This window comes from Sporosarcina sp. GW1-11 (assembly GCF_033088395.1).
Taxonomy (GTDB): domain Bacteria; phylum Bacillota; class Bacilli; order Bacillales_A; family Planococcaceae; genus Sporosarcina.
This window is the reverse complement of sequence record NZ_JAPMIW010000029.1, coordinates 26,175-38,417: the sequence shown is the minus strand read 5'-3', so window position 1 is coordinate 38,417 and position 12,243 is coordinate 26,175. Positions and strand designations below refer to the sequence as shown.

At 39.4% G+C, this 12,243-nt stretch carries 12 protein-coding genes and 1 pseudogene; 7 read left to right on the top strand and 6 right to left on the bottom strand.

The window, feature by feature from the left end; all coding sequences use genetic code 11:
- Window positions 1-915 precede the first annotated feature (915 nt).
- Window positions 916-1,613: pseudogene (locus tag ORD22_RS14030) on the top strand (YebC/PmpR family DNA-binding transcriptional regulator).
- A gap of 49 nt (window positions 1,614-1,662) precedes the next feature.
- On the opposite strand, the gene ORD22_RS14025 reads toward ORD22_RS14030, so the two are convergent.
- A complete protein-coding gene (locus ORD22_RS14025) occupies window positions 1,663-2,037 on the bottom strand; it encodes an SLAP domain-containing protein (RefSeq protein WP_317646741.1) in 375 nt (124 codons plus the stop codon).
- Between the two features lie 239 nt (window positions 2,038-2,276).
- Between ORD22_RS14025 and ORD22_RS14020 the strand changes: the two genes are divergently transcribed.
- The 3 genes from ORD22_RS14020 (at window position 2,277) to ORD22_RS14010 (ending at window position 4,736) form a co-directional block, all read left to right on the top strand.
- Window positions 2,277-2,744 (top strand): low molecular weight protein-tyrosine-phosphatase, encoded by a 468-nt coding sequence (locus ORD22_RS14020; RefSeq protein ID WP_317646740.1) that lies wholly within the window; start codon window positions 2,277-2,279, stop codon window positions 2,742-2,744.
- Window positions 2,741-3,442: an RluA family pseudouridine synthase gene (locus ORD22_RS14015; protein ID WP_317646739.1), complete on the top strand. Its 702-nt coding sequence runs from the start codon at window positions 2,741-2,743 to the stop codon at window positions 3,440-3,442. Before ORD22_RS14020 ends, ORD22_RS14015 begins: the two co-directional genes overlap by 4 nt.
- Before the next feature lie 76 nt (window positions 3,443-3,518).
- A complete protein-coding gene (locus ORD22_RS14010) occupies window positions 3,519-4,736 on the top strand; it encodes a carboxylate--amine ligase (protein ID WP_317646738.1) in 1,218 nt (405 codons plus the stop codon).
- A gap of 48 nt (window positions 4,737-4,784) precedes the next feature.
- Here the strand turns inward: ORD22_RS14010 and ORD22_RS14005 are convergent, their stop codons facing one another.
- Window positions 4,785-6,518: a methyl-accepting chemotaxis protein gene (locus tag ORD22_RS14005; RefSeq protein WP_317646737.1), complete on the bottom strand. Its 1,734-nt coding sequence runs from the start codon at window positions 6,516-6,518 to the stop codon at window positions 4,785-4,787.
- Window positions 6,519-6,811: 293 nt separating this feature from the next.
- Here ORD22_RS14005 and ORD22_RS14000 point away from each other — a divergent pair, with 293 nt between their 5' ends.
- Window positions 6,812-7,855, top strand: coding sequence for a lipid II:glycine glycyltransferase FemX (locus ORD22_RS14000; protein WP_317646736.1), 1,044 nt, complete (start codon window positions 6,812-6,814; stop codon window positions 7,853-7,855).
- 39 nt (window positions 7,856-7,894) lie between these two features.
- The gene (locus tag ORD22_RS13995) at window positions 7,895-9,073 is read left to right on the top strand and encodes a DEAD/DEAH box helicase (protein WP_317646735.1); all 1,179 of its coding nucleotides are present in this window, start codon (window positions 7,895-7,897) and stop codon (window positions 9,071-9,073) included.
- Window positions 9,074-9,118: 45 nt separating this feature from the next.
- Here ORD22_RS13995 and map read toward each other — a convergent pair whose 3' ends face one another.
- The 3 genes from map to ORD22_RS13980 form a co-directional block, all read right to left on the bottom strand.
- Complete coding sequence (map, locus tag ORD22_RS13990; protein ID WP_317646734.1) at window positions 9,119-9,868, bottom strand: type I methionyl aminopeptidase; 750 nt, start codon at window positions 9,866-9,868, stop codon at window positions 9,119-9,121.
- A gap of 93 nt (window positions 9,869-9,961) precedes the next feature.
- Entirely contained in the window at window positions 9,962-10,303 is a 342-nt protein-coding gene (locus ORD22_RS13985; RefSeq protein WP_317646733.1) for a magnetosome magnetite crystal formation protein family, read from the bottom strand.
- A 106-nt stretch (window positions 10,304-10,409) separates the two neighbouring features.
- Window positions 10,410-11,147, bottom strand: coding sequence for a tryptophan-rich sensory protein (locus ORD22_RS13980; protein ID WP_317646732.1), 738 nt, complete (start codon window positions 11,145-11,147; stop codon window positions 10,410-10,412).
- 222 nt (window positions 11,148-11,369) lie between these two features.
- Here ORD22_RS13980 and ORD22_RS13975 point away from each other — a divergent pair, with 222 nt between their 5' ends.
- Window positions 11,370-11,915 carry a GNAT family N-acetyltransferase gene (locus tag ORD22_RS13975; RefSeq protein ID WP_317646731.1) on the top strand — a complete coding sequence of 182 codons (546 nt, stop codon included), beginning with the start codon at window positions 11,370-11,372 and terminating at the stop codon, window positions 11,913-11,915.
- 94 nt (window positions 11,916-12,009) lie between these two features.
- Here the strand turns inward: ORD22_RS13975 and ORD22_RS13970 are convergent.
- A partial coding sequence (locus ORD22_RS13970; RefSeq protein ID WP_486377081.1) for a carbonic anhydrase occupies window positions 12,010-12,243 on the bottom strand: 234 nt, incomplete at its 5' end.

Genomic DNA, 12,243 nt, shown 5'->3' with positions numbered 1-12,243 from the left:
TAAGTGGCATAGTACGTTGAATTCTAAAAGTGAATTTTATGATGTTCCAAAGCCTACCAAAACTACACTGCACTCATTAGCGTAGGCACAACTGCGGGGTCGGCCGAAGCCATGAGACAACTAGCGCCTTTTGCTTGTTGGCTCATGGCGGGAGGCAATCCCCCACGTGCCGAAGCGGTGATAGGAAGCTGATCTTTACTAACTTCAGCAACGTAAAAAAGTCGAGCGACGACACATTACAAACTAGTAGTAAGTTCAAGACACATCAATCCGCTTCTGTATGTAGTGAAGTAATTCGTCACTGAACTCACTTCGGCGCTTGCGGATGGCTCCCGCGATGAGCCAGAAAGGAAGATTGCCTCTCTGTCTCATCGCTCCGCCTACCGCTTGTAAGGCGCCTACGTTCAGTTAGGAAAATAAATAGCATAGTACATTGAAGTTGAAAGGTTTAATTCGGTAAGTACCAAAGCCCACTAAAACTACACTGTACTCATCAGCGAAGGCACAACTGCGGGGTCGGACGAAGCCATGAGACAACTAGCGCGCTTTGCTTGTTGGCTCATGGCGGGAGGCAATCCCCCACGTGCCGAAGCGGTGATAGAAAGCTGACCTTTACGAACTTCAATAACGTAAAATAGTCGAGCAACGACACAATACAAAATATTTTACATATGTACAGAACTCCATCCAATCTACCTTGTACTAAAAAAGCGTAAGCACAACTGCGGAGGTCCTTCCACGTGCCGAAGCGATGATAGGAAACCATGATTAAAGTCTGAACCCATTCCTGTTGCAACATGATATTCATACAAACACAAAATAAAAAAAGTTTTTTACTTTTCATGTCAAAACGCAATTGGTATACTAAAAAGATAGTAGAAAACCATTATAACTATAGGAAAGAGTGTGCACCAAATGGGCCGTAAATGGAATAACATTAAAGAGAAGAAAGCGTCTAAGGATGCGAACACAAGTAGAATCTATGCAAAGTTTGGTCGTGAAATATACGTAGCAGCAAAATCGGGAGATCCAAGCCCTGAATCCAACCAAGCACTAAAGTTCGTGCTAGAACGTGCAAAAACATACAGCGTACCCAAAGCAATCATTGATCGTGCGATTGAAAAAGCAAAAGGCGGCGGGGAAGAAAACTTCGACGAACTTCGATACGAAGGCTTTGGTGTCAATGGTTCGATGGTAATCGTCGATGCATTGACAAACAACGTGAACCGTACAGCCTCTGAAGTACGAGCGGCTTTCGGTAAAAATGGAGGAAATATGGGTGTCAGCGCGATCCAGTAGCGATCATCGGGATTGAAGGGAAGACCGCAGACGACGTATTAGAACTCTTGCTTGAAGCAGACGTTGATGTTCGCGATATTGAAGAACATGACGAGCAAGTGCTTGTGTATGCAGAACCTTCCCAATTCCACGAAGTACAAGAAGCATTCCGACAAGCGGGTGTAACAGACTTCACCGTGGCAGAATTGACGATGTTAGCGCAAAACGAAATTTCATTAGATAAAGAAGCGCAAGAACAGTTCGAGAAAATGATCGATGCACTAGAGGATTTGGAAGACGTACAACAAGTTCATCACAACGTAGATTTAGCATAAGAAAAAACAGCTATTACTGTGGGAAGATTCCTACAGTAATAGCTGTTTTTTATTTCACTTCAACTTTCCACTCGTCAGTTGGTACACCATCATAAACTACCTGTCCAGGTAAAAACACAAATGACCACGGCGTTGCAGTATACGGTGGGATATCCATTGAAAGAGAGAACATTTCATTGGCTACTATATCTCCGAATTCATTAACCACAGAAACGTTTGTGTCGCGAATAGCGAGCTTGGTCGAACGGTTGTTTTGCAAGAAAACTGTAGCGACGACACCTCCATCACGCTTGCGCTTTATAAGAATTGAACTTGCAGTGAATTCGTCGTTGGTTGGTTCCTTCATTGCGTATTTTTGAATAAAAGCTAATTTTTGTTGCTCAGATAATGTGGCATCCCACGTTTTCTCAAATACTAGCTGCATACCGCAGTCCTCCTTCATTCATTTGATATTATTTAGTATTCCCATTTTTTGATATTTTAGTCCTAGTTCTTATTATACCATAAATAAATGTAAAGTGAGTCTAAACTCACTCGTATTTTTCTTCTTAGGAAGGTGACTTTCTTCTATTGAATAGGTAATATACTGGCTGAAGGGTGACTAGAAATCATGTATACTACTCTATGAGATAATTACTTTAGAGGGAAGAGGAGAGAGAAATCATGACACGCGTATTATTTGTCTGTCTAGGAAACATTTGTCGTTCGCCAATGGCGGAAGCTGTTTTTCGTAAATTAGTTGCTGATGAACAATTAACAGATCAAATCGAAGTAGATTCTGCTGGAACAAGTGATTGGCATATAGGGAAGTCCCCTCATACAGGTACGTTGGCAAAGCTTGCTGAATACGAAGTGTCCTCGGAAGGTATGGTAGCACGTCAACTGACTGTAAAGGATGCAGAGGATTTTGATTATATTATTGGCATGGATGCTGAGAATATCGGCAACATTCGAAATTTATTCGGTGATAACAATCATCAGCGGGTGATTCGATTTTTAGATCTAACAAGGCATCAGAAGGATGTGCCAGATCCTTATTTCACAGGCGATTTCCAAGAAACTTACGACTTAGTATTAGAAGGTTGTCAGGCTTTATTGGATCTTATTAAGAAAGAGGACATAACGAAATGAAGATTCCAATAATATATGAAGACAATCATTTGTTAGTAGTGGAAAAACCAGTGAATATTCCGGTGCAAGAAGACGAGAGTGGAGATATGGATTTATTGTCCGCACTTAAAGAAGACATAAAAAAGCGGTATAACAAACCTGGAAATGTCTACCTAGGTCTTGTGCATCGATTGGATCGTCCAGTTGGTGGAGTGATGGTATTTGCGAAGACGTCCAAAGCAGCTTCACGGTTATCCGATCAGTTACGTAAAGGAAAGATTGATCGTAAGTATTTAGCGGTTTTGCGCGGTGTCCCGAAGAAAAGACAGGACACCCTGCGTCATTATCTATATAAAGATCGAAAAAAGAATCATGTGTACAACGTAAAGAAAAATCATCCAGAAGCAAAGGAAGCTAGTCTAGAATATCTGTTGCTAGGAACAGCAACGGATACTAGTTTACTAAGTGTTCGTTTGCATACTGGACGATCACATCAAATTCGTGTGCAATTAGCGTCAGAAGGATTTCCACTATATGGAGATCAGAAGTATGGTAGACAAGTGAATAAACCTGGCGAACAAATTGCATTATGGGCTCATACGCTAGAGTTCGAACATCCAACAACGAAAGAAATTGTCCGTTTTGTATCCGAACCACCTAGACTGTATCCATGGGAGCTTTGGAATGAACACGACCAAGTCTTTAAAACATATGGCTAGTAAAAGACAGCAGAATCTTGACTTACGAATTTGAGACATCTACACTTAAATGGAAAAACGTCTGCTGGAGGAATCTATGAGCAAGCATCCTTTTATCCCGATTATTGTCGGAACGAATATTAATGCCTATAATATGGCTATTTCTTTTCATGAAGAATATGACATGAAGCCAGTGATTGTAGGAAGGGAACCGTTACCTTTTACAAGCTATAGTTCAATCACTGACATCCAAGAGTTTCATCCTGGATTACACGATCCTGAAGTGTTCGTCCAGTTTTTACGTGAAGTAGCGAAGAAGTATCGTACAGCTGATCAAAAGCTTATTTTAATTGGTACTGATGATTTGTATGTTCGATTGATTATTGAACAGCGTGAAGCATTGCAAGAGGATTTTTTATTTAATTATATTGATGAGGAACTGATGAATGCGGTCTATATTAAGAAAAACTTCTATGAACTTTGTGCAAAGCATGGAATTGATACACCGTCTACGTATTTCCATTCGTGTCTTTCGGATGAACCGTTTACAGATGATGTATTGTTTCCGGTCATTATAAAACCTAGTGACGGTGTACAATATTACCGTCATCCATTCGAAGGGTTGCAGAAGATTTACAAAGTGGATACATATGAAGAGATTAATCGCATTATCCAAATGGTGAAAGCGAGTGGCTATACGGAAGATTTGATTATTCAGGATTTTATTCCTGGTGATGATTCGTATATGTGGGATGCAGTGTACTATGCTAATCAACACGGAAAACCGCAACTGATTACGTTTGCACAAGTCGCATTGCAAGAACGTGCGATGACTGCGATAGGGAATTACACGGCATTGATTACGCGTTATCATGAAGAAATGATGACAAAACTTGCTAAATTCTCAGAAGCGATTGGCTATGTAGGGTATGGTAACTTCGATTTGAAATATGATGAGCGTGATGGGAAGTTCAAAGTATTTGAAGTGAATATCCGACAAGGACGTTCAAGCTACTATATTACGCAGTGTGGAGAGAACATGGCGAAATATTTAGTAGATGATTTAGTCTATGGAGTCGAAAAACCGTTGACGTATTTAGATAAGCATTTCTTATTTACGGTCGTGCCAAAAGCTGTGCTGAAGAAATTTGTTTATAATCCTGAGATGAAAAAAGAAATTCGTTCGCTTATTAAATCAGGTAACTATGGCAATCCATTGTTTTATAAAAAGGATAGTCATTTGAAACGGAAGTTCTATATGTTGATGAGGCAGATCAATTATTATAAAAAGTATAAAAACGCTACTGAAGATTAAAAACATCCCTACGCATTTGCGTAGGGATATTTTTAATCTATTCACTTATTAACTGAATCTATCTACAAGATCATGCATTTTTTCAGCCTCGGCATGGAGGTCGAGAGAAGCGTGCATGATAGTGTTGATTGCTTCTTTTTGCTCATCAATTGAAGCGTTAACTTCTTCTGTGGCAGCAGCTGATTCGGTAGCGACTGAAGCGATTTGGTTGATTGCTTGTACAACGCTTTGACGGTTGTCATCCATACTATTCATATCATTTTCCATCATACGCAATAAATTGGTGATGTTATTGATCGAACTGGATAATTGTACGAAAGCTTCTTTAGTTTCTAAAATCGTACCTTCTTGATTACTTGATAACTCAAGGGTATGTTTCATTTGGTTTTCGGCAGATGTCGTATCTTTACGAATGTGTACTAAAAGATCGCGAACTCTTGTCGTTGCATCATTAGTATCTTCGGATAATTGACGTACTTCATTGGCGACGACGGCAAACCCTTTACCATGCTCTCCCGCACGTGCTGCTTCGATACTAGCGTTTAGTGCGAGCAGGTTTGTTTGTTCGGAGATAGAAGAAATCGTCTGCACAATCGTTTGTATCTCGTTCATTCTAGTAACGAGTTGTGAGAAGTTTCCTTGCAAATCATGAATAACGACATTGAAATTCTGAGAGTTTACTTCTAAATTCTCTGCTTTTTCCATTCCTGAGCTCTGCAAATTATTAATACTATGCATCTCTTTAACGACATGTTCATATTGCTCGCTCGCGTTGGAAATCAGAATTGATAAATTCTCCACTTTTGTAATCGCGATATCCGCTTCTTCAGCTTGTGTTACAGCGCCACTTGAAACTTCGGCAATGGCATTATGGATTTCATCGGCAGAAGCTGTAGCTTCTTCTGTTATAGCGCTTAGTGTTTCAGACGATGCTCTCATACGATCTGAAGACTGTCTCGTATGGCCGACCATTTCGTTTAAGCTGTTTTTCATTTCATTGACATTTTCAGCCAAATGTCCTAATTCATCACGCGAACGGATCGGGATGTCGTCGCCTGTCAGCTTACCTTGTGCGATTTCTGCAGTGATGAGTCGGATGTTCTTTATATAAGACGTTAGACGACCGGAGAAAATAGAAAATAACGCGACGCCGGCAATAACGGAAAGAACAATAGAAATCAATGTGTACGATAGCACACGTTTAGCCCCAGCGTTGAAGTCTACTAAATACGTACCAGCACCTATAATCCATCCCCAGTGTGGATCTTGAAGACTATAGGTGATTTTAGGTGCTTCCACACTTAGATTTGTCGGTAATGGCCAATCGTATTGTACAAAGCCACCGCCACTTTGTGCTTCGGAAATGACTTCACGAATGAAATACCGACCGTCTTTTGTCTTCGATTCGTATAAGCTATCACCTTCATTTTGTGGGTGAACGAGTAAAGTACCTTCTTCATCTACAACATAGAAGTAGAAATTCTCGCCGTATTTTACGGGGTTTTCCAATGAACGTTTACCATCAGCATTCATTGGACCCATTATTTTTGTCTTTGCTCGTTCTTGTGCTTCTTCTAATGTTAACGTACCGTCTTCAACCTGTATGTTTAATTCATCGATTAAATCCAAGACGGCATATGTACCATTTTCTAGTCCCATCTCACCGACTAGCTCCAACTCTTGTTTAGCAACAAAGTAGTTAACGACTCCCACAGTAAGCAACGGAATCAAAATAACTAATGCTGCAAGCGCTATCAATTTATTACGTACTGAACCTCTCAATAGATATTTCCCCCTTTAAATAAAATCCATGAAACTTTTCTCCCTCTTCATAGTATAGGCTATTATGGGTAATAACGGAATAGTATCTAGTGTTTAACAGGCAGGTTTTTATTAAAAGTAGTTGTTGTAGATGTCAAATAACTATGATGTTTCTTCCTTTCTTGACTTGAAAAATACAGTAGGCTACACTTAATAGAGCTATGGCTGTACCGTTCTGTTGAACTTCTTCCTTTTTTTGGGGGGCAGAAATTTAAAACATTCGGAGCTAGAGTAACGTAAGGAGTGTTCCAGCAGTGCCGATTTTAGATAAAAAAAATGTAGATGATGTTAAAAGATATGAAGCGTTTGTGAGAAATTCTCCTTTTCGATCGATCACTCAAGACCCTAACTGGGCTAACGTTAAAGATGATTGGGGAAATGAGCAAGTATATGTAGAACGTGACGGAGAAATCGTTGCGGCGATGTCTTTGCTTATTAGAAAAGTTCCAGGTGGGTACTCATTACTGTATGCTCCACGCGGACCAATTTGTGATTTACACGATCAACAGTTAGTAGAAGAATTGTTGAAAGAAGCGGAAGTACTAGTAAAGAAATATAAAGCGTTCGCGTTGAAGATGGATCCTGAACAGCTCTTCACGGAAGAGTTAGACCAGATGTATCGTAATGCCGGTTACATAGTACGCAACAAGGGCGCGGGAAAAGAAGACCTGATTCAGCCGCGATACAATATGATTGTGAAATTGACTGACGAGGATGAAGAATCTCTTATGCTGAAGTTTCGCGGTAGAACGAGAAGTAAAATTCGTAGTTCAGCGCGTAAAGGTGTAGAAGTTACCTATTCTCGAAGTGACGACTATTTAAAGAAGTTTTTCGAGATTCATGAAGAGATGTCCAAGCGAAATCAAATTTCCATTCGTTCGTATGAGTACTTCGTAAAAATGCGTGAAGCTTTTGATGATTTACGAATTTATTTGGCCAAGCATGAAGATGACTATTTAGCAGGAGCTGTCACGATTAACTACAATGGTAAGCTCTATTATCTGTATGCAGGTAGTTCCAACGTAAAACGTAATTTGAATCCTAGCTATCTTATGAATTTCGAAATGATGAAGTGGGGATTGGAAATTGGTGCCGAACAGTATGATTTAGGCGGCGTATTCGTTCTTGATAGTGAATCAGACGGCTTGTATAACTTTAAAAATAGTTTCTGTCAGAAAGACGGTGTAACAGAATTTATCGGAGAAATCGATAAAGTGTATAACCCGTTTATCTATAATATGTTCGTAAAAGTTGTGCCTAAAATTCAAAAGTTGAAAAAGAAATTTCAAAAAAAATAGCCAGTTGATCATTTTTAACTATAGAAAAGAGTGAAACGAATGACTTTTTTAAATGAGCTGAATGAATCTCTACGTACAAAATGGAAGTTTAAGCAGCCTATGCCGATTCAATTAAAGATGATTCCTAAAATGCTGGAAGGCAAAGATGTTGTAGCCGAGTCGCCTACGGGTACGGGGAAAACATTAGCTTATGCATTGCCAGTCATTCAAATGGTGAACGGTGACTTGCCGAAAACACAAGCATTGATCATCACACCATCTCAAGAGTTATCGATGCAGATCGTTAATGTGATTCGCGATTTGGTCGAAGGTACATCTGTAACAGTGACACAGCTAATTGGTGGAGCGAATATGCAACGCCAGATTGAAAAGCTAAAGAAGAAGCCGACGATTGTAGTCGGAACGCCAGGGCGATTGAATGAACTGGTGAAAGAGAGAAAGTTAAAGATGTATGATATTCAACACGTAATAATTGATGAAGGTGATCAATTATTGTCCCGTGAATATCGAGTACTTGTAAAGAGTTTGATTGAAGCAACGAATCCTAATCGTCAGATAGCAGTTGTTTCCGCAACGATTACAGATGAAATTGAATTGGTAGCAAAACATATGATGAAAGAACCTATTCGTTTGCAGGTAAATGCTGAAGATATACCCGACATTGGACAAATTATTCATTCGTATGTTAAAGTCGATGATCGTAAAAAGACCGATGTGTTGCGCGGTATTTCTGCATTATCAGGTGTGCGTGCGTTGACGTTTATGAACAATGTAGACCAATTGCGGATGAAAGAATTGAAATTGTTGTATAACGATGCACCAATTGCTGTACTTTATTCCGATATGAAGAAGCTCGATCGTCAAAAGACTTTAGAGGATTTCAGATCAGGAGAAATTCGTATATTGATCGCAACTGACTTAGCGGCTCGCGGATTGGACATCGAAGGATTGACACACGTTATCCACGTGGATGTGCCACATACTGTAGAGCAATATGTACACCGTTCTGGGCGAACAGGCCGAGCAGGTGCAGATGGTGAAGTTCTAACGCTATTATCTTATGCTGAAGAACGCGATTATCGTAAAGTGACAAAAGGTATCAAAACTGTACAAAAGGTTTGGTATCATGGTCAATTAATCGAAGGTAATTCAAAAACGGTAGATGAAATGAAGAAATCAGCACCAAAAAAGTCAAAGTCAAAACGAAAAAAGAAATAAACGAAAAGAGCATACGCAGTCGCGTATGCTCTTTTCGTTTAGCTATCAATCAAGAGATGTTAAAATGATTGGCTCGCCTTTTGTTACAACAATCGTATGCTCGATTTGAGCCACTAGTGACTTGTCTGGCGTCACAAATGTCCAGCCATCATCTAGTTCAATTACATGCTCTGCTTTTTGTGAAATAAACGGCTCGACAGCCAAAACCATTCCGTCTTTTAACAGTTCCTTATCCCAAGGGTCGAAATAATTCAAGATATGCTGCGGCTCTTCATGTAAAGAAGTACCAATGCCGTGTCCTGTTAAGTTCTTGATCACGTGTAAGCCATTGTCCTTTGCTTCACGCTCCACAGCTTTCCCAATCTGATTCAAACTAGAACCCGCTTTTATTTTCAATAGCGCCCGTTCCAACGCAGACTTTGCTACATCACATAGCTTCTGTTTAGCTTCATCAGGAGTACCTGCAACAAATGAAATACCTGTATCCGCAAAGTAGCCGTCTTTTGAACCTGAAACATCTATATTTACTAAGTCGCCATCTTGAATGACATAATTTCCAGGAATTCCGTGTGCTACTTGGTGATTTACACTTATGCACGTATAACCAGGGAAGTCGTATTGATCGATGGGTGCAGAGACAGCGCCTTTTTCTGTGAATAAACGACCTGCCATTTCATCGAGTTCTTTTGTTGTGACACCCGGTACAGTAGCGCCCTTTAATGTTTCTCGGATTTCGGCGACAATACGTCCGATTGCGCGTAAGCCTTCTAATTCTTCATCGTTTTTTACAATCATATTCACTAATCCTTTCTTCCGTACGATTTATTCAATTCATACTATATCATACTCTCTCCATGTACTTTTAATGATTTGCATAAATGATATTAGTTACTTTAATACTTTAACGCCTTGATATACATTCCATACTAATACGATTAGAAAAAGTATACTGTATAAAATGATAAAAAGTAACGGTAATACGCTCCAAACCATCATATGGCTATCAGTTAGTGAAGTAGACTGTGAATTTAAGGAGAAGATAGAAAATGATAGGATGATAAATCCTGCAATCAATAAAGCCATTGGAATGATGTGAGAAACTAAGGACTTTTTCGCGTGTTGTTTCACTTCATATTCATCCGTTACAAAAAAGATAATAGTCGGAAGTAACAATGGTGCAAAAAAGACACTGAAATAACAGAGTGAAGAGAGTAATTTTGAATTTGACATAGCGTAACCTCCCATACGATATAGCATGATAGTTCATACTGTAACATATACCCTACTTTCATGAATCCTCATATGAAAAAAACACAGCTATAAAAATGCAACTGTGTTAGAGGTTTTGTGTTTTAGAAAAGCGATTACCCATGACTAGAATGAATACAATTACAGCCGAAAGAAATAAAGCGGCGGTGGAAACAAATAATTCATCTGTTCCATTTTTTATAGCGATCCCGATAAAAGACCAAATAATAATAAGATTAAAAACAGAATCTCGGTAATGATACATGAAATGTAGTGCGATAGCTGTAGCCAAGCTTAAAAAAATAACAGTCCAAAGGGGATCACTTAAACCCCAACCTGTCCAATCGTGAAATTTGAAAGCATAGTAACTGTTAGCAATTACCGCAATGAAAATCCAAGCCATGTAAGCGGAAATCGCCATTCGTTCGCGATTGGAACTCTCTAATTTAGGATAACTGAAATAAATGAGTAACAAACAACTCAATAAACCGATGACACTAACAATCGCCCAGTAATAATAACCATAATGCCACAGTAATAACCATGCGATATTTAAAAAGCAGCTGACGCTAAAACAGATTGTCCGAAGCGTGACAATCGAAGAAGAAAGTCCAGCTGTTGTTTTGGAAAATAAATATAACCAACTTACCATTAGTAAATCTAGAACGACCCATATAGAGAAAACATATTCTGCAGGCATGAAAAGAACGGGTACACGATTTGCAATTTCCCAAGTAGTCAGCCCGTTAAGCGGAATTAGGTTTGCGGCAATATGCGTTCCAATCATGATAAGTAACGAAAGTACCATCAAAATTATTCTAAGCATGATAAAATCCTCCTGAAGAATAGTATACAGACAATAAAGGGGGAGATGATGATGAAAGTATGAATTTTCCTTTACAAATGAGATAAAATGGCGTTCTGTTGTCTTGTAGTAGTAAAAAATACTATAATGAAGTCAGACAAGTGGAATTGATTATCCACATCATTCATAAATATGAAGGAAATAGTCGTTAAAAATACAATGCGTCGAAAAGGATGAGGAGAAATGATTTTACTTGAAGGGGAGCAGTGCTATTTACGGATACTAACAGAAGACGACGCGTATCAGTTTACTCAGCTACTACTAGCAAACAGAGACTATTGGACAGAGTTTGAACCGCGACACGATAATACCTACTATACGGTCTCTGTGCAGCGTGATAAAATCCGTGAGTCCCTTTATCAGATGCGGGATCGTCGAGAGTATAACTTCGGAATTTTTGATTCGCAAACTAGTATGATCATTGGGCAAATATCGTTGTACAGCATTAAACGTCTGCCGTTTTCAAGTGGATTTGTAGGTTACTCAATTGACCAGAGGCAAACGGGTAGGGGAATCGGCACAGAAGCAGTAAAGCTGATTAATCAATTTGCTTTTGAAAAAGTGAATTTGCACAGGGTAGAGGCGTACGTTTCTCCGCGTAATATAGGCTCCGTAAAAGTTTTAGAAAAGGCAGGATTTGAGCAAGAAGGATTGCTACGAGAGCTACTGTTCATTAATGGGGTGTGGGAAGATCACTTTATGTATGCAATGGTCGAGAGCGATTATTGAAAGGGTAAGACCGCATGGCGGAAGTGGACAGCAAAAATAAAGAACCGGCTCTTAGAATGAAAAAGAGTCGGTTCTTTATTTTGTAGAAAGGAGATTAAACGGTTTCTGCTGATTTATAACCGTTTTCAATCACATCAAGCTTACCGTTTTCAGGGTTAATAACGAGACCATGAACACTGACATCTTTAGGAATTAAAGGATGGTTTTTAATCGCATCCACACTCTTTTTCACGCTTTCTGTCACATCACTAAAGCCGTGAAGCCAAGCTTCCATATCGATCCCTGAGTATTTAAGAGTTTGGAACATCGACTGATCGACCCCACGCTT

Excerpts from the sequence above, each read along its gene's own strand:
- ORD22_RS13975 (WP_317646731.1), top strand. The coding sequence starts at position 11,370 with ATGATTTTACTTGAAGGGGAGCAGTGCTATTTACGGATACTAACAGAA.
- ORD22_RS13985 (WP_317646733.1), bottom strand. The coding sequence starts at position 10,303 with ATGTCAAATTCAAAATTACTCTCTTCACTCTGTTATTTCAGTGTCTTT.
- ORD22_RS13995 (WP_317646735.1), top strand. The coding sequence starts at position 7,895 with ATGACTTTTTTAAATGAGCTGAATGAATCTCTACGTACAAAATGGAAG.
- map (WP_317646734.1), bottom strand. The coding sequence starts at position 9,868 with ATGATTGTAAAAAACGATGAAGAATTAGAAGGCTTACGCGCAATCGGA.
- ORD22_RS13980 (WP_317646732.1), bottom strand. The coding sequence starts at position 11,147 with ATGCTTAGAATAATTTTGATGGTACTTTCGTTACTTATCATGATTGGA.
- ORD22_RS14015 (WP_317646739.1), top strand. The coding sequence starts at position 2,741 with ATGAAGATTCCAATAATATATGAAGACAATCATTTGTTAGTAGTGGAA.
- ORD22_RS14025 (WP_317646741.1), bottom strand. The coding sequence starts at position 2,037 with ATGCAGCTAGTATTTGAGAAAACGTGGGATGCCACATTATCTGAGCAA.
- ORD22_RS14010 (WP_317646738.1), top strand. The coding sequence starts at position 3,519 with ATGAGCAAGCATCCTTTTATCCCGATTATTGTCGGAACGAATATTAAT.
- ORD22_RS14020 (WP_317646740.1), top strand. The coding sequence starts at position 2,277 with ATGACACGCGTATTATTTGTCTGTCTAGGAAACATTTGTCGTTCGCCA.